We start from the raw sequence: 23,365 nt of genomic DNA, 5'->3' as shown, positions 1-23,365 counted from the left end.
GGCATTCACATGCCGGACACGTACGGAGAGTACTCACGACCTGCACCCGTTCACCCGACCAGAGGACACCTATGCCTTCGCCTGCCCGGAGCCGCACGGTTCCCCGCACGCTCGCCGCCGTCGCGACGGCCGCACTCACCTGCACGCTGGCACTGACGCCGCTCACCACGGCATCCGCCGCGATCGTCAGCGAACCGATCACCGACTCCGCTCCCGGCGCGACGCTCGCGCTCACACCCATCGGCACCCACGAGACCGGCGTCTTCGATGAGTCCGCCGCCGAGATCGTGCAGTCGTACCGCGACCGCCTCTACGTCGTCAACGCGCAGGCCGGCTCGGTGACGGTGCTCGACAACAGCGACCCGACCGCGCCGGTCGAGCTGTTCACCATCGCCGATGCCGGCACGGCGAACTCCCTCGCGATCCGCGACGACGGTCTCGGCATCGTGGCGTTCGAGGCCGAGGACAAGACCGCGAACGGGTCACTGGTCTTCTTCGACGCGAACGCCGGCGACGCGGCATCCGCTCGCCTCGGCTCGGTCACCGTCGGCGCCCTGCCCGATATGGTCACGATCTCGAAGGACGGCGCGTACGCGGTCGTCGCGAACGAGGGCGAGCCCGCCGACGACTTCTCGGTCGACCCGGAAGGATCCGTCGGCGTCGTCGCGCTCCCCAAGACCGTCTCGGCCCCCGCGCAGGCGGCCGTGCGCATCGCGGGCTTCGGCGCGTTCGAGCCCGGCGGCTCGAAGACGCTTCCGGCCGGCGTGCGCGTGTTCGGACCGGACGTCGCGGCACCGGACCAGGGAGACAAGCCCCTCACCGCCAATCGTGTGAGCCGCAACCTCGAGCCCGAGTACATCACCGTCGACGGCACGACCGCTTACGCGGCGCTCCAGGAGGCGAACGCGATCGCCGTCGTCGACCTCGCCAAGGCCGAGGTCACCAAGGTCGTCCCGCTCGGGTTCAAGGATCACGGCGCGGTCGGCAACGGGCTCGACGCGAGCGATAAGGACGGCGCGATCAACATCGCCGAGTACGCCGGGCTGAAGGGCATGTACATGCCCGACGGCATCCAGTCGTACTCGGCCACGGCGGGCGGCAAGGCCACGACCTACCTCGTCACCGCCAACGAGGGCGACGCCCGCGAGTGGGGCGACTACGCGGAGGCCGTCCGTGTGAAGGACCTCGGCAAGAAGGGGCTCCCGGCCGTCTGCGCCGATTCCCCCCTCGCGGCGCAGCTCGGCGATGCGGCCCTCGGACGTCTGAACGTCACGATCGAGAACGGTCTGCGCGCGGACGGCAGCTGCTACGACGAGCTGTACTCCTTCGGCGGTCGCTCGTTCTCGATCTGGGGCACCGACGGCTCGCTGATGTTCGACTCGGGCGACCAGTTCGAGCAGATCCTCGCGCGCGTCGCGCCCGAGTACGTCAACTCGAACCACACCGAGGCCAACCTCGAGGGACGCAGCGACGACAAGGGCCCCGAGCCCGAGAACCTGTCGATCGGGACGGTCGGCGGCCGCACGTACGCCTTCATCGGCTTCGAGCGCGTCGGCGGCATCATCGTCTACGACATCACGGATCCGAAGGCGGCGACGTACGTGACGTACGTCAACAACCGCGACTTCAGCGCCGCCGCCGACTCCCCCGCCGCGGGCGACCTCGGCCCTGAGGGCATCCACTTCATCGGGGCGCACCGCTCCCCCACGGGCCAGCCGCTGCTCGCGGTCGGCAACGAGGTGTCGGGAACGACGACGCTGTACAGCATCGAGCAGCTCGTCGGCGGCGCTCCCGTCGCGCAGCCCGACATCCGCGTGCTGACGATCAACGACTTCCACGGGCGGCTCGTGCAGGAATCCAGCGGCGTCGCGGGTGCCGCTGTCCTCGCGGGCGCGGTCGACACGTTCCGCCAGCAGAACCCGAACACCCTGCTCGTCTCGGCCGGTGACAACATCGGCGCGTCGGCGTTCGAGTCGTTCATCGATCAGGACACCCCCACGATCGACGCGCTGAAGACCGCCGGCCTCGACGTCAGCGCCGTCGGCAACCACGAGTTCGACCGCGGTTTCGACGACCTGACCGGGCGTGTCATCCCCCGATTCGAGGACGACGCGGATCCCGGCGCCTTCAGCGACTTCGCACTCGGTGCGAATGTCCTCGTGAAGGGCACCGACGAGCACGCGCTCAAGCCGTACACGATCAAGGAGGTCGACGGCACGCAGATCGCGTTCGTCGGCACCGTGACCGAGCAGACCGCGGGAATGGTGAGCCCGCAGGGCATCGCGGGCATCGAGTTCCGCGACCAGGTCGCATCGGCCAACGATGCAGCGGCCGACGCGGTTGCCGAGGGCGCGGACATCGTGGTGCTGCTCGCGCACGAGGGCTCCGCGGGCTCCGACTGCACCGCGATCGCGACCGAGACCGGCGACTTCGGCGACCTCGTCCGTGGCGCGTCCGGCGACATCGACGCGATCGTCTCCGCCCACACCCACCAGAAGTACGCGTGCGAGATCGGCGGGCGCCCGGTGCTCCAGGCGCACCAGTACGGCACGACGCTCGGCTCGCTCGACATCGAGCTGACCGATGCGGGCGAACTCGAGTCGATCACCCCCAGCACGGTGTCGCTGTACAACGCCACGCTGGGGCAGTACATCGCCTACCCCGACACCGAGACGGCCCAGGTCGTCGCGAACGCCGTGCGCATCGCGGACGAGAAGGGCCGCGTGCAGGTCGGCTCGATCACCGCCGACATCCTGCGCGGCAAGACCGCGTCGGGCTCGGAGGACCGCGGCGTGCACTCGACGCTCGGCAACACCGTCGCCGACGTCTACCTGTGGGCCACGTCGCAGAACCCGGCCTACGGCGGACGCGACGCCGAGGTGGCGTTCATGAACCCGGGCGGCCTGCGCGCCGACCTGCTGTTCGGCGACGACAACGGCGCTGTGTCGTACCGTGAGGTCGCCAACGTCCAGCCGTTCGCGAACACCCTGGTCACGCTCGAGCTCACCCCGGCACAGATCAAGCAGGTTCTCGAGGAGCAGTGGCAGCCCGACGGAGCGTCGCGTCCCAAGCTCGCGATGGGCGTGTCGAAGGGCTTCACATTCGAGTACGCACCCGAGGGAACGAGGGGCTCGCACATCCGCTCGATGCAGCTGAACGGTGAGCAGCTCGCGCTCGACGACACCACAACGAAGATCCGCGTCGTCACCAACTCGTTCCTCGCGGGCGGCGGCGACAACTTCGGCACCTTCGCGACGGGCACCGGGGCGGCGGACTCCGGCCAGGTCGACCTGCAGGCGACGGTGGAGTTCTTCGCCGCCGTGGGCCCGGTCTCACCGGCCCCGGCGAACCGTGCCTACGTCGCCGGCGAGCAGCCGCCGGTCGAGCAGCCGGGCTTCCCCGGCCCCGGCGCGCCCGGTGACGGCGAGCCCACGGAGCCCGGCGAGCCCGGCGAGCCCGGCGAGCCCGCCGAGCCCGCACAGCCGTGGGCGACGGTCGAGCTCGGCGGCAGCACGGTCGCGCAGGGCGGCACGCTCGATGTCACGGTCACCGGCCTCGAGCCGGGCCAGCGGATCGCCGCGACACTGTTCAGCGAGCCGATCGTCGTCAGCGGCATCCCCGCGGCCGACGCATCCGGCCGCACGGCGTTCTCGGTCGCGATCCCGCGTGACTTCGAGGTCGGCGCGCACCGCCTCGTCGTGACGTCGGGGACGCTCACGCCGATCGAGGTCGCCGTGACGGTGACGGCCGCCGCGCCGGCGGGCACGATCGCCGTCACCGGCGGGACGGCTCCGATCGGGTTCGCGGTGGCGGGCATCCTCGCCCTCGCGCTGGGCGGCCTCCTGGTCGCCGCGCGTCGCCGCCGAACCGCCTGACCCGTCCGAGTCCGCCCCGAGGGAGCCGTCAGCTGGCGGCTTCCTCGGGGCGCTCTGCTGCCTCGACCTCGGCCTCGTCGGCGACATATCCGTCGACGTGGCGCTCATCCGGCCCGTCGTACGCCGACAGCGGCCGGATGAGCGCATTGGCGGCGTACTGCTCCATGATGTGCGCCGTCCACCCGACCACGCGGGCCGCGACGAACAGCGGCGTGAAAGTTACGGTGTCGAAGCCCATGAGGTTGTACGCGGGGCCCGACGGATAGTCGAGGTTCGGGTAGATGCCCTTGCGCTGGGTGAACTCGCGCTCGAGGGCGTCGTAGAGCTCCGCGACATCCGGCCGGTCGTAGTGGGCGACCAACGCGTCGAGCGCCGCCTTCATCGTCGGAACCCGCGAATCGCCGCGCTTGTAGACGCGGTGACCGAACCCCATGATCTTGCGCTTCTCGGCGAGCGCCCGGTCGAGCCAGGCCTCGACGGCGGTGGCATCCCCGATCTCGTCGAAGACGTGCATCACAGCCTCGTTCGCTCCGCCGTGGAGCGGCCCCTTGAGGGCTCCGATCGCCCCGACGACGGCCGAGTACAGGTCGCTCAGGGTCGAAGCGATGACCCGAGCCGTGAAGGTCGAGGCGTTGAACGAGTGCTCCGCGTAGAGGATCAGCGACCGGTTGAACGCGTCGGCGACGACCGGATCGGGCTCCTCGCCGAAGGTCATCCACAGGAAGTTCGCTGCGTCGTCGAGGTCGTCGCGCGGCTCGATGGGGCCCAGCCCGCGGCGGCGACGCTGCCCGTAGGCGACGACCGCCGGCAGCACCGCGAACAGGCGCAGGCTTCGCTCCAGGTTGCGCTCGGGCGTCCCGACGGCGTCGAGCACGGATGCCGCGCCGGCGGTGTCGAGCGCGCCGAGAACGCTCACGGCGGTCCGCACCTCGTCCATCGGGTGCGCGTCCACCGGCATCCGGTCGATCGCCTCCCGCAGCTCCGGCGGCAGCGCCCGCTGCGGCCGAGCCCGCCGGCGCTGCTCGGCGAGCTGGTCGTCGGTCGGCAGTTCGCCGAGCCACAGCAGATGCGCCACGGCGTCGACCGGCTGCGTCGCGGCGAGCTCCTGCACCGGGTAGCCCCGGTAGAGCAGCGAGTTCGTCTCGGGGTTCACCTTCGAGATCGCCGTCACATCGGCAACGACCCCCACGAGCCCCTTACGGATGTCTTGCTCGGTCATGTTCTGTTCCCTCTCCGTCGAGTAGCCAGAATCCGCGGGTCTCAGCCCCGGTCGATCGACTCATTCTGGCGAGTCGACAGGGTGAAGTCGAAGACCGACGAGTCGAAGCGCGTGTAGCCCTCGTAGTCGACGAGGTCGTACAGGTCGGCGCGGTGCTGCATCTCGCCGAGCTTCGCGGTCAGATTCCCGGCCGCCGTGAGCTCGTCGAGCGCGCGGCCCGCCGCCCCCATCGCGATGCGCAGCAGCGAGACGGGCCAGATCACGATCCGCGCACCTGCGTCGCGCAGCTGGTCCACCGTGAAGAGCTCGGACTTCCCGAACTCCGTCATGTTCGCCAGGATCGGCACGTCGACGGCCGACGCCATCGCCTCGAACTCCGCGAGGTCGCGCATCGCCTCGGGGAAGATCGCGTCGGCCCCGGCGTCGACGAGCGCGCGGGCGCGGTCGACGGCGGCATCCATCCCCTCGATCGCCCGCACATCGGTGCGCGCCATGATGAGGAAGTTCGCGTCGCGCCGGGCGTCGACGGCAGCCCGGATGCGGCCCACGGCCGTGTTCTCGTCGACGACGCTCTTTCCGTCGAGGTGCCCGCAGCGCTTGGGGTTGACCTGGTCCTCGATGTGGCATCCGGCGAGGCCGGCATCCTCGAGCGTCTGGATCGTGCGGGCGACGTTCATCGGCTCGCCGAAGCCCGTGTCGGCGTCGATGATCGCCGGAAGCTCCGTCATCCGCGCGATCTGCTGGCCGCGCCCGGCGACCTCGCTCAGCGTCGTGAGGCCCACATCGGGCAGCCCGAGGTCAGCCGCGATGACCGCGCCCGAGACGTACACGCCGTCGAAGCCGCGTCGCTCGATGAGCCGGGCCGAGAGGGGGTTGAACGCCCCCGGGAATCGCAGGGTCTCACCGCTCGCGAGCCGCTCCCGGAGGATGCGGCGCTTGTCGGCGGGGGTGGTCTGCGAATACAGCATCAGAACAGCCCTCGCGGGTTCGGCGCAGACGCGATGACGCCGTCACGTGCGACGATGTTCAGCTCGCGCACCTCGTCTGCCGTGAGATCGGGCAGACGCTGCGCGAGGTCGAGGAAGCGCTCGATCTGGGCCGGTTCGAGCACGGGCTCGGCGAGGATCCGGAACTTGCGGATGTAGTCCTCGCGCGCGAACGGGCGAGCACCGAGCGGGTGGGCGTCGGCGACGGCGATCTCGTCGACGATCGTCGAGCCGTCGGCCATCCGGATCTCGACGCGCCCGCCGAAGGCCTTCTCCGCCGGATCCTCCGAGTGGTAGCGCCGCGTCCATTCGGCATCCTCGGCCGTCGTGATTCGCTGCCACAGGGCGACCGTGTCGGGGCGGGCGGCGCGCTCGGGCGTGTACGAGTCGACGTGGTGCCAGCCGCCGTCCTGCAGCGCGACCGCGAAGATGTACGGGATCGAGTGATCGAGCGTCTCGCGCGACGCGGTCGGGTCGTACTTCTGCGGGTCGTTCGCCCCCGAGCCGATGACGTAGTGCGTGTGGTGGCTGGTGTGGAGCACGATGCTCTCGACGTTCGCGGAGTCGAGCAGCTCGGGGTGCTCGCCGTGCAGCTTGCGCGCGAGGTCGATCCACGCCTGCGCCTGATACTCGGCCGAGTGCTCCTTCGTGTACGAGTCGAGGATGCCGCGCTTGGGCTCGCCCGGCGCCGGCAGCGGCACCGTGTAGGCGGCATCCGGTCCGTCGAGCAGCCACGCGATGACGCCGTCCTCACCCTCGTAGATCGGGTTCGGGCTCGTCTCGCCGCGCATCGCGCGGTCGACGGCCTCGACCGCGAGCTTGCCGGCGAAGGCGGGGGCGTGGGCCTTCCAGGTCGAGATCTCGCCCTTGCGCGACTGGCGCGTCGCGGTCGTCGTGTGCAGCGCCTGGCCGACCGCCTGGTAGATCGTCGCGGTATCGAGGCCCAGCAGCGTGCCGATGCCGGCGGCGGCCGAAGGCCCGAGGTGGGCGACGTGGTCGATCTTGTGCTTGTGCAGGCAGATGGCCCGCACGAGGTCGATCTGGATCTCGTACCCGGTCGCGAGGCCCCGCACGAGCGCCGCACCGTCGGCACCGACGTGCTGAGCGACCGCGAGGATCGGCGGGATGTTGTCGCCGGGATGCGAGTAGTCCGCCGCGAGGAAGGTGTCGTGGTAATCCAGCTCGCGCACCGCGACGCCGTTCGCCCACGCGGCCCACTCGGGGCTCGTGCGGTCGGTCGCGCCGAACACGCTCGCCCCCGCGCCGCCGCGCGAGACCGGGTGGTCGAGCGCCTGCGCGCGGGCCGAGCTGACGGGCGCCCGGGTGAGGGATGCCGCTGCGACGGCGGCGTTGTCGATGATGCGGTTCACGATCATGTCGACCACGGCGGGCTCGACCGCTACGGGGTCGACGGCGACCTCCGCGATCTTCCACGCGAGCTGGTCCTCGCGCGCGAGCTCCTCGTCGCTGCGGTGGACGCGGACGTGATGGCTGACGGTCATGCGGATGCCTCCAGGGAGTCGAGGATGCTGGTCAGGGCGTTGTGCAGGTGCACATGGGTCGCGTGGGCGGCGAGGTCGGCGTCGCGGGCGGCGATGGCGCTCGCGATGAGCCGGTGCTCCTCGATCGACGCCGCGAGCCGCGCGGGGTTGTCGCGTGCGAGGCGGCGAACCCGCACGAGGTGAGCGCGGACCTTCGTCAGCGCCGACGTCAGATAGGCGTTGCCTGCGGCGTCGTCGAGCGCCGCGTCGAAGCGAGCGATGAGCGCGTAGTACGCGTCGGGGTCACCCGCTCCGGGCGCATCGGCCTGCGCGGTGCGGTCGAACGCCGCGGCGAGCTCGGCGAAGAGCGCGGCGTCGCCCCGGGATGCGGCGAGCCGTGCGGCGGTCTCTTCCAGCGCACGGCGCACCTCGAACAGCGATCGGATGTCATCGCGATCGATGTCGGCGACGACGGTCACCCGCGGCGAGGCCTGGCGCACGAGGCCGTCGGCCGCGAGTCGCCGGAGAGCCTCGCGCAGCGGAGTACGGCTGACGCCCAGTCGCGTCGCCTGCTCCACCTCGCCGAGCACCGCCCCGGGAGCGAGGTCGCCGTTCTGGATCTCGGCCAGCAGAGCGGCGTAGGCGCGCTCTCCCGCCCGTGCTCCACCCTCGGCCACCATGCGACGATTGTATACACAGAGCCCGTGCCGGCGGGTCAAAACCGCGGAATCGGACTCCAACGTATACAGAAGCCGCATCGCACGACCTCCCGGGTACCCTTGCCCGAGTGAGTTCCGACCGATACACCGTGGCCACCGACGGCGCCTGCAAGGGCAATCCCGGACCGACCGGCTGGGCCTGGGTCGGCGAGGACGGCCACTGGGCCGCCGGAGCGATCCCGCAGGGCACGAACAACATCGGCGAGCTGCTCGGGCTGCTGAAGGCGATCGAGGACCACCCCGACGTCCGCGAGCTCGTCGTTCAGGCCGATTCCAAGTACGCGATCGACACGTACGCATCGTGGATGGACGGCCATCGCCGCCGCGGCTGGAAGACCTCGACCGGCGCGCCGACGAAGAACCGCGACATCCTCGAGCAGCTCATCGCCGCCCGCGACGCCCGCCGTGCGCGCGGACTGCCCGACGTCATCCTCGAGCACGTCCGCGGGCACCGCGGCCACGTCCTGAACGAGTGGGCCGACGAGCGAGCCGTGCGCGGCGCCGAGCACGCGGCGAAGGGCACCGCGAGCGCCTGGTCGTCGCTGGGCGGCCTGCACGAGAAGCTCGACGTGTCGGAGGCGCCGAAGAAGAAGCGCTGACGGGACGGCGAGACCGGTCAGCCGTCCCGATTGTCGGGATGCCGCGGATCGTCCGTGGTGTACGCCGACCGCGCGAGCGCCTCCGGCATCCAGGTGAGCGGATCGGCGAAATCCGCGATGATGACGCCGCCCGCGCCGTGCGCGTCCCCGTGCCGCGCGAGCCTTCTCCGCGCCCGCTCGGGCACGCGCTCGTCGGCCCGCACTCGTTCGAACACGGCGGCGCGGACGCGTTCGACGAACCGGGCTCGCTCCGGCGGCAGTGCAGCGCTCGTCTCGCGCTCGAGACGCTCGACATGAGCGGGAAGGTCCGCGATGACCGCCCGGTAAGCGGCGGTCAGACTGTCATCCACCTCGCGGGCCTGCTGCGGCTTGGCGCCCCGGATGATCATGCCTGCGACCAGAGAGGTGACGACGATGACCGGGGCAGTCACCAGCACGGCCATTGCGGGGGCGGTGGCACCGCTGCCGACGAGGACGGCGGCAACCGCCGTCCCGACGAGGGCGACAGCCTGCGGCCGCCACAGCGCACGATCGAGCGGGCGTCCTCGCGCGCCCGCGGCCGCCACCAGCACCGCCATCGCCGTCGCGGCGGAGAACGCGGCTGTGAGCACCACGTCTTTCGTCTGCAGCGCGACGGCGAATGCGAGTCCGCCGGTGAGGGCGGCGAGCACCAGCACCCACCCGATCCAGCCAATGCTGGATGCGCGACCGCCGAAGCGAAGCCGAGCCGACGACCGGGCGCGTGCGTTCGCCGACTCGCCCAGCAGGCGGGCGGCATGCCAGATACGCACGCCGTCCGCGCTCATGCCGCACGCGTCGAAGATCACCATCTCCGCTTGCCGCGGCGCGAAGTCCGCGGCGGCCGAGGCCCGGACGATGCGATCCGTGGCGACGGGGATGACGCGCGCCAGGTGCTCATCGGAGAACGGCTCCCACCGGTCGGTGGGAAGCATGCGATGCTGCGCCACCCTCGACTACCTCCCGCTCGCTTGAACGAGTTCATCGAGCCGGTCGAGGGCCGGTCGCTGACCCTTGACGAGCAGCTCGCGAGCGCGCCCCACCTCGACCCACTCGACCCGGTCGACCTCGGGGAACGACGCCGTGCGCCCCGACCGCGGCGGCCACTCCATCTCGAACTCGCCGAATGCCGCGTTCGAGGCATCGAACCCGCTGCCGTCGACGACGAACACCGTGATGCGCTTGCCCGACGAGTACGAGAAGGTGCCGAGCTCGGCGTACTCGCCGTCGGGCGGCTCGAGCCCGAGCTCTTCGCGGAACTCGCGCCGCGCGGCATCCAGGGCCGCCTCGTCGTCGGGGTCGTACTCGCCCTTGACGATCGACCACGCCCCGGCGTCCTTGGCCGCCCAGAACGGTCCTCCCATGTGGGCGACGAGCGCCGACACCGTGCCGTCCGCAGCGATGCGGTAGGGCAGGATGCCGGCGCTCGTGACCACGATCAGCCCGGATCAGGCCGGGCGCGTCTTCGGCGAGACCGTGTCGGTCTCGGCCGGGTCGGTCACCGCGACGCCGCCGAGGGCATCGTTGATCGCGTCGTACGCCGACTGCTCGAGCTTCACACCCGAGGCCTTCACGGTGTCCTCGAGCTGCTCGGGACGCGAGGCGCCGACGAGCGCTGCTGCGATGTTCTCGTTGTGCAGCACCCACGCGAGCGAGAGCTGCGCGACGGTGAGGCCCGCCTCATCGGCGATCGGCTTCAGCTTCTGAACGGCCGTGAGCACCTCATCGTTCAAGAAGCGCTTGATGAAGTTCGCGCCGCTCTTCTCGTCGGTCGCGCGCGATCCCTCGGGTACGGGCTGCCCGGGCTGGTACTTGCCCGTCAGCACGCCCTGCGCGAGCGGCGACCAGACGATCTGCGAGATGCCGAGCTCCTGCGAGGTGGGAATGACCTTGCCCTCGATGACGCGCCACAGCGCCGAGTACTGCGGCTGGTTCGACACGAGCTGGAACCCAAGCTTCGTCGCGAGGGCGTGACCCTCGCGCAGCTGCTCGGCGGTCCACTCGCTGACGCCGATGTAGAGCGCCTTGCCCTGGCGGACGATGTCGGCGAAAGCCTGCATCGTCTCTTCCAGCGGCGTCTCGTAGTCGTAGCGGTGCGCCTGGTAGAGGTCGACGTAGTCGACACCGAGACGGCGGAGCGACCCGTTGATGCTGTCGAAGATGTGCTTGCGCGAGAGGCCCTGGTCGTTCGGCCCCTTGCGGCCGGTCGGCCAATACACCTTCGTGAAGATCTCAAGCGTCTCGCGCGGCTGACCCTTCAGCGCCTCGCCGAGCACGACCTCCGCGGCCGTGTTGGCGTACGCGTCCGCGGTGTCGAACGAGGTGATGCCGAGGTCCAGCGCCTTGTGGACGGTCGCGATGGCCGCGTCGTTCTCCACCTGCGACGCATGCGTCACCCAGTTGCCGTACGTGATCTCCGAGACCTTGAATCCACTGTTGCCGAGGTAGCGATACTCAACCATGGGAAAACGCTACCTCGCGGTGGGCCCGTGCGGGCCGGAGTTGCGTCTTATGACCTCAACCCGCGGGAACCGTGTCGGCCGCGCGCTGGTCGTCCTCGGTCGCGACGAGCTGACCGCACGCCCCATCGATCTCCTTGCCGCGGGTGTCGCGAAGGGTCGTCGGGATGCCCGCCTCGTTCAGCCGTCGCACGAACTCGTCCTGCACCTCGGGCTCGGACGAGGTCCAGATGGAGCCGGGCGTCGGATTGAGCGGGATGGGGTTGACGTGCACCCAGCCGCGTCCGCGGGCGTTCAGTTTCTCGGCGAGGAGGTCCGCGCGCCACGCGTGGTCGTTCATGTCCTTGATGAGGGCGTACTCGATCGACACCCGCCGGCCCGTCTCGTCGAAGTAGGCCTTCGCCGCGTCGAGCGCCTCGTCGACCTTCCACCGGGAGTTGACGGGGATGAGCTCGTCACGCAGCTGATCGTCGGGGGCGTGCAGCGAGAGTGCGAAGGTGACGGGAATGTCCTCCTTCGTCAGCTTCTGGATCGCCGGAACGAGGCCGACCGTGGAGACCGTGATGCCCCGCGCGCTCATGCCGATGCCGTGATCCTTGTCGACCATCGTGCGCACCGCCTGCATGACGCGGGCGTAGTTCGCCAGCGGCTCGCCCATGCCCATGAAGACGATGTTCGTGACGCGCTCGCCCTCGTGCCCGACCTTGCGCGGGTCGCCGAGGCCGCCGTCCGCGATGAGACGGTTCGCCCGGACGACCTGCTCGATGATCTCGGCGGCCGACATGTTGCGGGTCAGGCCCGCCTGGCCGGTCGCGCAGAACGGGCAGTTCATGCCGCATCCGGCCTGGCTCGACACGCACAGCGTGATGCGGCCCGTGTAGCGCATGAGCACCGACTCGACGAGGGCGCCGTCGTGGAGCTTCCACAGGAACTTGATCGTGTCGCCGCGGTCGGTCTCGAGCCGGCGCACCTCGGTCAGGAGCGGCGGGAGCAGACCGGCGACGAGCTCGTCGCGCCCCGCGGCGGGCAGGTCGGTCATCTCCGCGGCATCCGAGGTGAAGTGCCGAAAGTAGTGCTTCTCGAGCTGCTTCGCCCGGAAGCCCGGCATGCCGAGCTCCTTGACCTTCTCGACGCGCTGCTCGGGCGTGAGGTCGGCAAGGTGGACGGGCGGCTTGCCGCGCTTCGGGCTCGCGAACTGCAGCAGCGGACGACCGGACTCGTCCTTCTGCTGCGACCAGCCCTCGGTCGCGGGGCGCACCTGACGCGGCTTGGTGGAGCGCACGGGCGACGAGGTCTCGCGCACGGACGACGCGGTCTCGCGCACGGGATCTGAATCGGTCATATGATCCAGGGTACCGGCGCCGCCTGCGCGAAGGCTGGCCGCCGGCGTTCGCCGCGCCCGGCGGCCCCCGCCCTGCTCCGCCCTAGACTGCAGCCATGAACCTCGACGACGTCGCTCCGCCCCCGCGGGGCACCGTCGTGCACAAGGTGCTGAACAACAACGTCGTCATCACTCTCGACGAGCATGGCCGCGAACGCGTGCTCATGGGACGCGGGCTCGGGTTCCAGCTGAAGCCGTCCGACACCCTCGACCCCGACAAGGTCGAGAAGACCTTCATCCTCGATGCGGGGGATGCCGGCGACCGCGAACGCCAGCTGCTCACCGACGTGCCCTACCCGGTGGTGGAAGCCGTCACTCGCGCCGTCGACGAGGCCGAGCGCCGTCTCGGCCACCACCTCGACCGGTTCTTCACGATGGCCGTCATCGACCACATCCAGTTCGTGCTCGAGCGGCTCGACAACGGCATCCGGATCCCCGCGACCAACATGCCCGAACTGCGCGTGCTGCATCCCCACGAGTTCTCCGCGGCGCAGCGCATGGCCACCGCGATCTCCGAGTCCCTCGATCGCGAGCTGCCCGCCGAAGAGGCGGTGTTCCTCACGATGCACCTGCTCAACGCGACCCGCGACGAGCCGAACGGCACGGCGGCGCTCCTCTTCCGCCGCCTGCAGCACGTCGTCATGACGGTCGAGAACGGCCTCGGCGTCAAGCTCGACACCGACAGCCCCGATTACGCCCGATTCATCCTGCACATCCAGTTCCTGCTGCAGCGCCTCGTCTCGAAGACGATGCTGCGCAGCGCCGACACCTCGTTCTTCGAGTTCGCCAAGCACAGCTACCCGCGCTCCTACGCGATCGCGGAGGAGGTGAAGGCCTACGTCCGTGCGGCGACGGAGTCGGAGCTGACCGACGAGGAGCTCCTGTACGTCATCGTGCACGTCGAGCGCCTGGCGACGCAGGTCGGTGCGAACGAAGCTGGCCAGAACCCCGGTCCCGTGCTACCGTGACCCTCGCAGGGCGTCGCTGCCCTGCGGAAGTCTCCGGATTGTTACCGCGGCAGCGGGCAAAACCTGAACTCACATCGTCTTGATCGGCGGTGAACGAGTTCAGGTTTTTTTGTTGCCCGGAAACAGGGATGCGGCGGCTTCCTCCACCCGAGTGCCGCGATGCTGCGGCAGAAAGCGAGCAGTCCCGATGGATTACTCGAAGACCGCGGCCGGCGTCCTGGAGGGCGTCGGCGGCGAGGAGAACGTCACCTCCCTCGTCCACTGCGCGACGCGTCTGCGTTTCGTGCTGAAGGACGAGTCCAAGGCGAACACCGCCGCCGTCAAGGCCGTGCCCGGTGTCGTCACCGTCGCCCAGGCCGGCGGCCAGTACCAGGTCGTCATCGGCAACGACGTCCCCGACGTGTTCGCCGAGATCGGCAAGATCTCGAAGTTCGGCGCCGGCTCCGAGGCCGCGGCATCCGAGGGCCCGAAGGGCAACCTCTTCAACCGCTTCATCTCGATGATCTCGGCGATCTTCACGCCGCTGCTGTGGGCCCTCGCGGGCACCGGTCTGCTCAAGGCCTTCCTCGCAGCCGCGGTCACCTTCGGCTGGATCGGCACCGACAACTCGACCTACGCGGTGCTGAACGCCCTATCGGACGGTCTCATCAACTTCCTGCCGATGGCGCTCGCGTTCACCGCGGCGCGCTACTTCAAGGCCAACGAGTTCACCGCGTTCGCGATCGCGGCCGCGCTGCTCTACCCGACCATCACCCCGCTCGTCGGGGTCGAGGGGCTGACGTTCTTCGGCATCCCGTTCACGATGGTCACCTACGTCTCGAGCGTCATCCCGATCATCGTGATCGTGTGGCTGCAGAGCCACGCCGAGAAGTTCCTCTACGCGAAGCTCCCGGGCGCGGTGCGGCGCTTCGTCACCCCGATGATCGTCGTGCTCATCGCCGTCCCGATCGTCTTCGTCGTCATCGGCCCGATCTCCGCGATCCTCAGCGGCGCGCTCGGCAACGGCATCGGCTGGGTCTTCGAGAACGCCCCGTGGGCCGGCGGCGCCATCATGGGCGGCTTCTGGCAGGTCTTCGTCATCTTCGGTCTGCACTGGGGCCTCGTGCCGCTGTTCACACTGGAGTACCAGACCACCGGTCAGATCCTGCTCATCGGCCCCGTGTTCGCAGCCGTCCTCGCGCAGGCTGCCGCCGTCGCCGGTGTCTGGGTGCGCGCCCGCAACAAGAACCTCAAGTCGCTCGCGGCTCCCGCGACGCTGTCGGGCTTCCTCGCCGGCATCACCGAGCCCGCCATCTACGGCATCAACCTGCCGCTCAAGCGCCCCTTCGCCTTCGGCATCGTCGGCGGTGTGGTCGGCGGCGCGATCATCGCGATGGGCGGCGTCTTCTCGACCGCCTTCGTCGTCCCCTCCGGCCTGGCGCTTCCGGCCCTGTTCGGCAACGGGAACATGGTCATGCTCATCATCGGCCTCGCCGCCGCGATCGCCATCCCGTTCCTGCTGACCGCGATCGTCGGCTTCAAGGAGCCCGAAGAGGATGCCGCACCGGCAGCCACCCCGGCGGCATCCGGCAACGACGTCGTCGTTCTCAGCCCGGTCGACGGTACGGTCGTGCCCCTGAGCGAGACCCCCGACGCGGCCTTCGCCGAGGGCAGCCTCGGTGACGGCGTCGCGATCAAGCCGCGTTCCGGCGCCGTCTACGCCCCGTTCGACGCGACCGTCGCAGCCGCGTTCCCGACCGGACACGCGATCGGCCTGCGCCACGCCGACGGCGCCGAGGTACTGATCCACATCGGCATCGACACGGTCAAGCTCGCCGGCGCTCACTTCGACGTCAAGGTCACCACCGGCCAGGAGGTCAAGGCCGGCGATCTGCTCGTCGAGTTCGACGGCGACGCGATCGAGCGGGCGGGCTACGACCTGACGACGCCCGTCATCGTCACCAACGGCGAGCTGTACCCCGCCCTGACCGACCAGGCGTCCGGCCCGATCGCGCACGGCGAGCCGCTGTTCACGGCGGTCTCGGTCGAGTCCGCGCTCGCGAGCTGACCGACGCACCCGAACGGAGGGGGCGGGCAACCCGAACCCCGCCCCCTCCCCCACCCGTCCCGCCATCCGCGGGACCAGCGATACACAGTCCCGCCAACCGCGGGACAAGCGATACGAAACGAGAGAGTCATGAGCACCACCACCTTCCCCGACGGATTCCTCTGGGGCGGCGCGACCGCCGCGAACCAGCTCGAGGGCGCCTACGACGAAGGCGGCAAGGGCCTCTCGGTGCAGGACGTCATGCCCCCACGGCATCGTCGGCGCCCGCACCGACGCACCGACCCTCGACAACCTCAAGCTCGTCGGCATCGACTTCTACCACCGCTACGCCGAAGACATCGCCCTGTTCGCCAAGATGGGCTTCAAGACCTTCCGCTTCTCCATCGCGTGGAGCCGCATCTTCCCGAAGGGCGACGAGACCGAGCCGAACGAAGAGGGCCTCGCCTTCTACGATCGCGTGCTCGACGAGCTCGAGAAGCACGGCATCGAGCCGCTCGTCACGATCTCGCACTACGAGACCCCGCTCCACCTCGCCGAGACCTACGACGGATGGACCGACCGCCGGCTCATCGGCTTCTACGAGAACTACGCGCGCACCCTCTTCGAGCGCTACGGCGCACGGGTGAAGTACTGGCTGACCTTCAACGAGATCAACTCGCTGCTGCACGCCCCCTTCATGTCGGGGGGCATCAACACCCCGAAGGACGAGCTGACGGAGCAGCAGCTGTACCAGGCGATGCACCACGAGCTCGTGGCATCCGCCCGCGCGACGCGCATCGCGCGCGAGGTCGCCCCGAACGCGCAGATCGGCTGCATGGTGCTCTCGATGCCCGTGTACCCGCTCTCGCCCTCTCCCGCCGACGCCCTCGAGGTCATGTCGTTCGATCACTCGAACCTCGTCTACGGCGACGTGCACACCCGCGGCGCCTACCCCGGGTACTTCCTGCGCACGCTCGCCGAGAAGGGCATCGAGCTCGACATCACCGACGAGGACCGCGACGACCTCACCAACACGGTCGACTTCGTGTCGTTCAGCTACTACATGTCGGTCGCCGCGACCGCCGACCCGGCGAAGAAGGTCACCGGCGAGGGCAACATCATGGGCGGCGTGCCGAACCCGACCCTCGAGGCGAGCGAGTGGGGCTGGCAGATCGATCCCGTCGGCCTGCGACTGGTGCTCAACCAGTTCTGGGATCGCTGGCAGAAGCCGCTGTTCATCGTCGAGAACGGCCTGGGCGCGAAGGACCAGCTCGTCGAGGTCGACGGCGTCAAGACGGTCGTCGACGACTACCGCATCGCCTACCTCAACGACCACCTCGTGCAGGTCGGCGAGGCGATCGCCGACGGCGTCGAGGTGCTCGGCTACACCTCGTGGGGCTGCATCGACCTCGTCAGCGCCTCGACCGCTCAGCTGAGCAAGCGGTACGGCTTTATCTACGTCGACCGCAACGACGACGGCTCGGGCACGCTCGAGCGCTTCGAGAAGAAGTCGTTCGGCTGGTACGCCGAAGTCATCCGCACCAACGGCGCCTCGCTGACCCGCTGAGACGCTGACCCGACCGGGCGCGGTCGCGGGGCCCTCCTTCTGGCCCGCGGCCGCGCCCTTCTCCGCATCCGAGAGGGGATCTGCATGACCTCGTCCGACTTCCGCCGCCGCGCCGTCTTCCTCGACGTCGACGGCACGCTTTTGCAGGACGGCACCCACCTGCCCGAATCCGCCGTCGCCGCCGTCCGCCGTGCCCGCGAGAACGGTCACCTCGTGCTGCTGAGCACCGGACGCGGCATGGCCGAGCTCCGCGGCCGCATCCTCGACATCGGCTTCGACGGTGCCGTCACCAACGGCGGCGCGTTCGCCGGGGTCGGCGACGAGCTGATCGTCTCGCGACTCATGACCGCCGCCGAGGTCGCGCGCCTCAGCGCCGCGTTCGAGGCCCGCGGCATCCACTGGTACTACCAGTCGTTCGACCGCATGTTCGCGAGCCCGGGACTGCCGGCTCTGCTCGCGGACCGTCTCGAGCGCGACCGCGCCCGCCACATCGAGGACGCGCGGGCCGCCGGGGCCGACCCGGAGGAGCTCGAGTTCTTCAGCGTCGGGATGAAGACCTTCGACGACGAGGTCCACTTCTCGGATGCCGAGGTCGCCAAGGCCGTCATCCTCGGGCACGACGCGGACGCGGTCGCCGACCTGCTCGAGCAGCTCGCCCCCGACTTCGCCGTCGTCTCGGGCACGATCCCCCTGCCCGAGGGCAGCTCGGGCGAAGTGGCGCCGCGCGGCGTGAACAAGGGCGCCGCGATCCTCGAGGTGCTCGCCCACCTGGGCGTCGACCCCGCCGACGCCATCGGCATCGGCGACAACTGGAACGACGCCGAGATGTTCGAGGTCTGCGGCACCGCGATCGCGATGGGCAACGCCGCGCTCGAGGTGCAGGCCCTCGCCGACGAGGTCACGACCGCGATCGACGACGACGGCATCCACAACGCCTTCGTCCGCCACGGCCTGCTGTGAGCCACCCGCATTACGCTGGAGGGGTGACGTCGAATTCTCGCATCATCTTCCTCGACGTCGACGGCACCATCCTCGCGCACGGCGAGACGATCGCCCCCTCGACGATCGCAGCGGTTCGCGCCGCCCGCGAACGCGGGCATCTCGTCTACCTGTGCACGGGACGCGCCGCCGGCGACATCAACCCCCGCGTGCTCGACATCGGCTTCGACGGCGCCATCTCCAACGGCGGGGCCCTCGCGGTCTCCGGTGACGAGACGGTGCTCGCCGAGCTGATGCCCCGCGCCGCCGTCGAGCGGGTCATGGCCTACTTCGACGAGCAGGGCACGCGGTACTTCATCCAGTCGCACGACGGGGTGTACGCGAGCGAGGGCGTGCGGTCCTTCATCGCCGAGTTCATCAGCGAACGCCGACGTCGTCACGCCGAGGACCTCTCGACCGTCGCCCTCGCCGAGGACGTCGTGGCCGCGCCGCGCTTCGCCCCCGTCGAAGAGGCCGATCTCGACCACATCGCGAAGGCGGTGTTCGTCAGCTCCGACCCCGACGCCGTCGAGAAGACCCAGCGCGCGCTCGGCGACGAGTTCCACGTCATCCCGGGCAGCATGCCCCTGCCCACCGGGGCGAACGGCGAGGTCGGGATGCGCGGCACGAACAAGGGAACCGGCATCCAGGCGATGCTGAGGCACCTCGGCCGTGACGCCGCCGACGCCGTCGGAATCGGCGACAGCTGGAACGACGTCGAGATGTTCGAGGTCTGCGGCACCGCCATCGCGATGGCCGAGGCCGACCCCCAGCTGCAGCGCATCGCCGGCGAGGTCACCACCGGTGTCCTCGACGACGGCATCTGGAACGCCTTTGTCCGCCACGGCATCATCGACCCCGAGACGGCCGTCTGATGTCCCGCGAGGCCGGCGACCGCGACATCCGCCCCATCGACCCCGCTGACGCGGGCGAGGTGCTGACCCTGCAGCGCGCGGCATTCGTGTCCGAGGCCCTCATCTACGACGCCGCCGACATGCCGCCCCTCACGCAGACCCTCGATGAGCTCCGTGCGGAGCTGCAGGAGAACCTCGGCTGCGTCGCCGTCGACGACGGTCGCATCGTCGGAGCGGCGCGCGCCCGCCTCGACGGCGAGCTGCTGCTGATCGGGCGCATCGCGATCGCCCCCGACCAGCAGGGGTCCGGACTCGGCACGGCACTGCTCGCCGCTGTCGAGGCCCGCGGACGGGAGGCCGGAGCGCGCGAGGCCGAGCTGTTCACCGGCTCGCTCAGCGAGGCCAACCTGCGCCTCTACGAGCGCGAAGGCTACAGCGAGTCCGAGCGCGTGGCGCAGGGCGACGGCACCTTCCAGATCTTCCTGCGCAAGCCTCTCTGATCCCGACCCGTCAGTCGAGGAAGACGTCGGGGAACAGCTCGGCGTCGGGCGTTCCCGGGACGGCGGCGTAGCTCGAGAAGTCGGTCACGCCGGCGGCTTCGAGCACATCCTCGACGATGAGGGTCTGCCCCGTGTACTCGCGCGAGGGCTGGACGAGCACGTGGTAGGCGGCATCCGCGTAGATCTCCGGAGTGCGGCTCGCGGCCATCATGCGGTCACCGCCGAGGGAGTACTTCACCGCCGCCGTCGCGATCGTCGTCCGCGGCCACAGGGTGTTGGCGGCGATGCCGTCGCCGGCGAACTCCGCGGCGACGCCGAGGGTCGCCATCGTCATGCCGTACTTCGCGAGGGTGTAGCCGGTGTGCGCGCCGAGCCACTTCGGCGAGAGGTTGAGCGGGGGCGACAGCGAGAGGATGTGCGGGTTCTCGGCCTCTCGCAGGATCGGGATGGCGGCCCGCGAGAGCAGGAACGTGCCGCGCACGTTGACCCCCTGCATGAGGTCGAAACGCTTCGTGGCGAGCTCCAGCGTGCCCGAGAGGTCGATCGCCGATGCGTTGTTGACGACGATATCGATCCCGCCGAACTCGCCCTGCGTCTTCAGCACCGCCTCGGTGATCGAGTCCTCGTCGCGGACGTCGCCGACGATCGGCAGGGCCTGGCCGCCGGCCGCGACGATCTCGGCGGCGGCAGTGTGGACGGTGCCCTCGAGCTTCGGATGCGGCTGGTCGGTCTTGGCGAGCAGGGCGATATTCGCACCGTCGCGCGCAGCGCGCAGCGCGATGGCCAGACCGATGCCGCGGCTCCCGCCCGACATCAGCAGCGTCTTGCCCGCCAGGGGCTTCGGGTCGGTCATGACTTCTCCTCGGGTCGGGTCCGGCGGGCGGATGCGGCGGCGAACGCGTCGATGCGGACACGCGCCTCGTCGCTGTCGAAACGCGCGCCGATCGTCCGCGCCTCGTCGTCGAGGTTCTGCGCGAAGGTGCGCCCGGCGCCCTCGCGCACGAGGCGCTTGGCCTGACCGAACGCGGTCGTCGCGCCGTGCAGCCACGATTCGGCGAGCGCCTGCGCGCGGGCGGCCGGGTCGTCGACGACCTCGGCGATCAGGCCCCAGTCGCGTGCGGTCGCGGCGTCGAGCGTCGTGTCGTCGAGCAGCAGCTGCAGCGCCCGGCGCTGGCCGATGGCGGCCGGCAGCAGAGTCGACACACCGAGATCGGGAGTGAGCCCGATGTTGGCGTACTTGCTGACGAAGACCGCCGACGGCGACGCGACGATGTAGTCGGCGACGAGCATGATCCCGAGCCCTCCCCCGGCGACCGCGCCCTGGACGGCCGCGACGATCGGCACCGCCGCGTCGGTCAACGAGGTGATGCCGTCGTGGATGACGCGGGCCGTCTCGGTGACCGCGGTGCCGCCCATGCCCGACGTCGACATCGACACGACATCGCCGCCCGCGCAGAAGGCGCGGCCCGCAGCATCCAGGATCACGGCGCCGATCGACGCGTCGGCGGCGACCTCGGCGGCGACCTCGCGCCAGCGCGTCGCCATCTCGGCGTCGACCGCGTTGAGGGATGCCGGACGGTTCAGGGTGATGCGCGCGAGCGCGCCCTCGCGCCGCAGCAGAACGGTGTCGGATGCAGTGTCGGGTGCGATGTCGGATGCAGTGTCGGTCATCGTGGTGCCATTCTGATCGCGCCGTCGAGACGGATCGTCTCTCCGTTGAGGTAGTCGTTGTCGACGATGTGGGCGGCGAGCGCGGCGAACTCCTCCGGCGCCCCCAGCCGCTGCGGATACGGCACCTGCTCACCGAGCGAGCGCTGCGCGGCATCCGGCAGCCCGGCCATCATGGGCGTCTGCATGATCCCGGGGGCGATGGTGCAGACGCGGATGCCGTAGCGCGCGAGCTCGCGCGCGATCGGCAGGGTCATCGCGTGCACTCCCCCCTTCGATGCGGCGTAGGCGGGCTGGCCGATCTGGCCGTCGAAGGCGGCGACGGAGGCGGTGTTGACGATGACGCCGCGGGCTCCCGAGTCGGTCGGTTCGGTCCGCGCGATCGCCGCCGACGCCTGAGCGACGACGTTGTAGGTGCCGACGAGGTTGATACGGATGATCCGCTCGAAGTCCGGGAGCGGCGTGGGCGCGCCCTCGCGGTCGAGCAGCTTGGCGGGCGGTGCGATTCCGGCACAGTTGACGACGATCCGCAGGGGCGTGGTGCGGCCGGCTGTCTCGACGGCATCGGCGACCTCGTCCGGGTCGGTGACGTCGGCGGGGGCGAACCTCCCGCCGAGCTCGGCGGCGACCTCCCGGCCGGGCGACCCCGGCAGGTCGACGATCGTGACGTGCGCACCGTCAGCGGCGAGGCGCCGCGCCGTGGCCGCGCCCAGTCCGCTGGCGCCGCCCGTGATGAGGGCGGAGACTCCCGCGATCTGCATGTGTTCTCCTTCGAACTCGCCCCTCCACCCTAGAACGCCCGCGGCCGGCTGAGCTGCCGGGGCAGGATGGGGCTGTGACCCTGCTGCCGCCGGATGCGCCGATCCCGCCCGACATCGCCGCACGGCTGCGCCGACTCACCCGCGGCGCGAGCTCGACGCCGCTGTGGCGCAACGCGATCGGGGGCCTCACGTTCCGCACCGACGACGGCCGCGTCGTCAAGATCGGTCCGCGGAATCTCGAGACCTCGATGCACGACGAGTCGGAGCGCCTGCGATGGGCCGCACGATTCACACCGGTGCCCGAGGTCATCGAGACCGGTGAGGACGGCGACATCGAATGGCTCGTGACCCGCGCGCTGCCCGGCCGGTCGGCGGTCGATCCTCGCTGGATCGCGGATCCCGCCACCGCCGTCCGCGCCGTCGGGGAGGGCCTCCGCGCGCTCCACGACGCGCTGCCCGTCGTGGACTGCCCGTTCGACTGGCGCGTCGAGCACCGGCTGCGCACCGCAGCGGCCCGCGGCATCGCCGTTCCGACATCCCTCCACGAGCCGCCCGAGCCCGATCTCCTCGTGGTCTGCCACGGCGACGCCTGCTGCCCGAACACCCTCATCGACGACGGCGGACGGTGGCTCGCGCACGTCGACCTCGGCGCGCTCGGCGTCGCCGACCGCTGGGCCGACATCGCCGTCGCCTCGATGAGCACCGAGTGGAACTACGGTCCCGGCTGGGAGGACGCGCTCATCGCCGCATACGGGGTGCGTCCCGACCCCGAGCGACTGGCCTACTATCGGTCGCTGTGGAACGAGACCTGACCTGGCGCATCGTCGATGTCGCCTACGACGATCCCCGCGCCCGCGACCTGCGCCGCCAGCTCGACGACGACCTCGGCGCGCGCTACGACGGCTTCCACGGCGACGAGCCGGACGAGCGACGCCGAGCTCGCGCCCGCGCACTCGCGACGCACCCCGACGAGATCGTCGCGACGCTGATCGCCCTCGCCGCCGAAGCCGGCGCCGACGAGGCCCCCGCGGGGCACGTCATCCTGCGCAGGCTCGGCGACGAGTGGGAGATCAAGCGCCTCATCGTGGCACCGGGCTTCCGAGGGCTCGGCATCGCCCGCGGACTCATGTCGGCCGCGCTCGAGGCCGCCCGCGCGGACGGCGCGGAGCGCGTGATCCTGCAGACCGGACTCCAGCAGCCCGAGTCCATGGCGCTCTACGCGTCGATGGGCTTCAGCCGCATCCCCGTCTACGAGCCCTATGTCGAGACGATGCCGCGCTCGGTCTGCTTCGCCCTCTCCCTCTGA

General features: G+C 70.3%; 20 protein-coding genes and 1 pseudogene. 10 read left to right on the top strand and 11 right to left on the bottom strand.

Going from position 1 to position 23,365, the window contains the following annotated elements; all coding sequences use genetic code 11:
• Window positions 1-71: 71 nt before the first annotated feature.
• The gene (locus O1W71_RS06805; RefSeq protein ID WP_269267107.1) at window positions 72-3,875 is read left to right on the top strand and encodes a choice-of-anchor I family protein; all 3,804 of its coding nucleotides are present in this window, start codon (window positions 72-74) and stop codon (window positions 3,873-3,875) included.
• 28 nt (window positions 3,876-3,903) lie between these two features.
• Here O1W71_RS06805 and O1W71_RS06800 read toward each other — a convergent pair whose 3' ends face one another.
• The 4 genes from O1W71_RS06800 to O1W71_RS06785 are packed head-to-tail and all read right to left on the bottom strand — an operon-like array spanning window position 3,904 to window position 8,241.
• Window positions 3,904-5,094, bottom strand: a complete 1,191-nt coding sequence (locus O1W71_RS06800) for a bifunctional 2-methylcitrate synthase/citrate synthase (protein WP_269267106.1) — start codon at window positions 5,092-5,094, stop codon at window positions 3,904-3,906.
• 41 nt (window positions 5,095-5,135) lie between these two features.
• Window positions 5,136-6,062, bottom strand: a complete 927-nt coding sequence (gene prpB / locus O1W71_RS06795) for a methylisocitrate lyase (protein WP_269267104.1) — start codon at window positions 6,060-6,062, stop codon at window positions 5,136-5,138.
• Window positions 6,062-7,582, bottom strand: a complete 1,521-nt coding sequence (locus O1W71_RS06790; protein ID WP_269267102.1) for an MmgE/PrpD family protein — start codon at window positions 7,580-7,582, stop codon at window positions 6,062-6,064. Before O1W71_RS06790 ends, prpB begins: the two co-directional genes overlap by 1 nt.
• Window positions 7,579-8,241, bottom strand: coding sequence for a GntR family transcriptional regulator (locus O1W71_RS06785; protein ID WP_269267101.1), 663 nt, complete (start codon window positions 8,239-8,241; stop codon window positions 7,579-7,581). Before O1W71_RS06785 ends, O1W71_RS06790 begins: the two co-directional genes overlap by 4 nt.
• A 107-nt stretch (window positions 8,242-8,348) precedes the next feature.
• On the opposite strand from O1W71_RS06785, the gene O1W71_RS06780 reads away from it, so the two are divergent.
• The gene (locus O1W71_RS06780; RefSeq protein ID WP_036304688.1) at window positions 8,349-8,879 is read left to right on the top strand and encodes a ribonuclease H family protein; all 531 of its coding nucleotides are present in this window, start codon (window positions 8,349-8,351) and stop codon (window positions 8,877-8,879) included.
• 17 nt (window positions 8,880-8,896) lie between these two features.
• Here the strand turns inward: O1W71_RS06780 and O1W71_RS06775 are convergent, their stop codons facing one another.
• Genes O1W71_RS06775 through rlmN form a run of 4 tightly spaced genes read right to left on the bottom strand, consistent with a single transcriptional unit; the run spans window position 8,897 to window position 12,698 of the window.
• Complete coding sequence (locus O1W71_RS06775) at window positions 8,897-9,832, bottom strand: hypothetical protein (protein WP_269267099.1); 936 nt, start codon at window positions 9,830-9,832, stop codon at window positions 8,897-8,899.
• Between the two features lie 21 nt (window positions 9,833-9,853).
• Window positions 9,854-10,336 carry an NUDIX domain-containing protein gene (locus O1W71_RS06770; protein ID WP_269267527.1) on the bottom strand — a complete coding sequence of 161 codons (483 nt, stop codon included), beginning with the start codon at window positions 10,334-10,336 and terminating at the stop codon, window positions 9,854-9,856.
• Between the two features lie 9 nt (window positions 10,337-10,345).
• The gene (locus O1W71_RS06765) at window positions 10,346-11,359 is read right to left on the bottom strand and encodes an aldo/keto reductase family protein (protein ID WP_269267098.1); all 1,014 of its coding nucleotides are present in this window, start codon (window positions 11,357-11,359) and stop codon (window positions 10,346-10,348) included.
• Window positions 11,360-11,414: 55 nt separating this feature from the next.
• Entirely contained in the window at window positions 11,415-12,698 is a 1,284-nt protein-coding gene (gene rlmN, locus O1W71_RS06760) for a 23S rRNA (adenine(2503)-C(2))-methyltransferase RlmN (RefSeq protein WP_112616219.1), read from the bottom strand.
• A 95-nt stretch (window positions 12,699-12,793) separates the two neighbouring features.
• Between rlmN and O1W71_RS06755 the strand changes: the two genes are divergently transcribed.
• The 6 genes and pseudogenes from O1W71_RS06755 to O1W71_RS06730 all read left to right on the top strand — a co-directional run bounded on the left by O1W71_RS06755 (window position 12,794) and on the right by O1W71_RS06730 (window position 19,630).
• A complete protein-coding gene (locus O1W71_RS06755) occupies window positions 12,794-13,705 on the top strand; it encodes a PRD domain-containing protein (protein WP_112616217.1) in 912 nt (303 codons plus the stop codon).
• A gap of 187 nt (window positions 13,706-13,892) precedes the next feature.
• Window positions 13,893-15,752 (top strand): beta-glucoside-specific PTS transporter subunit IIABC, encoded by a 1,860-nt coding sequence (locus O1W71_RS06750; protein ID WP_269267095.1) that lies wholly within the window; start codon window positions 13,893-13,895, stop codon window positions 15,750-15,752.
• A 129-nt stretch (window positions 15,753-15,881) separates the two neighbouring features.
• Window positions 15,882-17,298, top strand: a pseudogene (locus O1W71_RS06745) (glycoside hydrolase family 1 protein).
• Window positions 17,299-17,382: 84 nt separating this feature from the next.
• Entirely contained in the window at window positions 17,383-18,258 is an 876-nt protein-coding gene (locus O1W71_RS06740; RefSeq protein WP_269267094.1) for an HAD-IIB family hydrolase, read from the top strand.
• Window positions 18,259-18,281: 23 nt separating this feature from the next.
• Window positions 18,282-19,151: a Cof-type HAD-IIB family hydrolase gene (locus tag O1W71_RS06735; protein ID WP_269267092.1), complete on the top strand. Its 870-nt coding sequence runs from the start codon at window positions 18,282-18,284 to the stop codon at window positions 19,149-19,151.
• Complete coding sequence (locus tag O1W71_RS06730) at window positions 19,151-19,630, top strand: GNAT family N-acetyltransferase (RefSeq protein ID WP_269267090.1); 480 nt, start codon at window positions 19,151-19,153, stop codon at window positions 19,628-19,630. Before O1W71_RS06735 ends, O1W71_RS06730 begins: the two co-directional genes overlap by 1 nt.
• A 10-nt stretch (window positions 19,631-19,640) precedes the next feature.
• Here the strand turns inward: O1W71_RS06730 and O1W71_RS06725 are convergent, their stop codons facing one another.
• Genes O1W71_RS06725 through O1W71_RS06715 form a run of 3 tightly spaced genes read right to left on the bottom strand, consistent with a single transcriptional unit; the run spans window position 19,641 to window position 22,059 of the window.
• A complete protein-coding gene (locus O1W71_RS06725; protein WP_269267089.1) occupies window positions 19,641-20,483 on the bottom strand; it encodes an SDR family oxidoreductase in 843 nt (280 codons plus the stop codon).
• Entirely contained in the window at window positions 20,480-21,301 is an 822-nt protein-coding gene (locus O1W71_RS06720; RefSeq protein ID WP_269267088.1) for an enoyl-CoA hydratase/isomerase family protein, read from the bottom strand. Before O1W71_RS06720 ends, O1W71_RS06725 begins: the two co-directional genes overlap by 4 nt.
• Window positions 21,298-22,059, bottom strand: a complete 762-nt coding sequence (locus tag O1W71_RS06715) for an SDR family NAD(P)-dependent oxidoreductase (protein ID WP_269267087.1) — start codon at window positions 22,057-22,059, stop codon at window positions 21,298-21,300. Before O1W71_RS06715 ends, O1W71_RS06720 begins: the two co-directional genes overlap by 4 nt.
• A 74-nt stretch (window positions 22,060-22,133) precedes the next feature.
• On the opposite strand from O1W71_RS06715, the gene O1W71_RS06710 reads away from it, so the two are divergent.
• Window positions 22,134-22,871: an aminoglycoside 3'-phosphotransferase gene (locus O1W71_RS06710; protein WP_269267085.1), complete on the top strand. Its 738-nt coding sequence runs from the start codon at window positions 22,134-22,136 to the stop codon at window positions 22,869-22,871.
• Window positions 22,856-23,365: a GNAT family N-acetyltransferase gene (locus O1W71_RS06705; protein WP_269267084.1), complete on the top strand. Its 510-nt coding sequence runs from the start codon at window positions 22,856-22,858 to the stop codon at window positions 23,363-23,365. The genes O1W71_RS06710 and O1W71_RS06705 overlap by 16 nt, the downstream gene beginning before the upstream one ends.

The organism is Microbacterium sp. H37-C3 (assembly GCF_027157935.1).
Taxonomy (GTDB): domain Bacteria; phylum Actinomycetota; class Actinomycetes; order Actinomycetales; family Microbacteriaceae; genus Microbacterium; species Microbacterium plantarum.
Note: the sequence above shows the minus strand (reverse complement) of the source record. Positions and strands in the feature narration are given on the sequence as shown.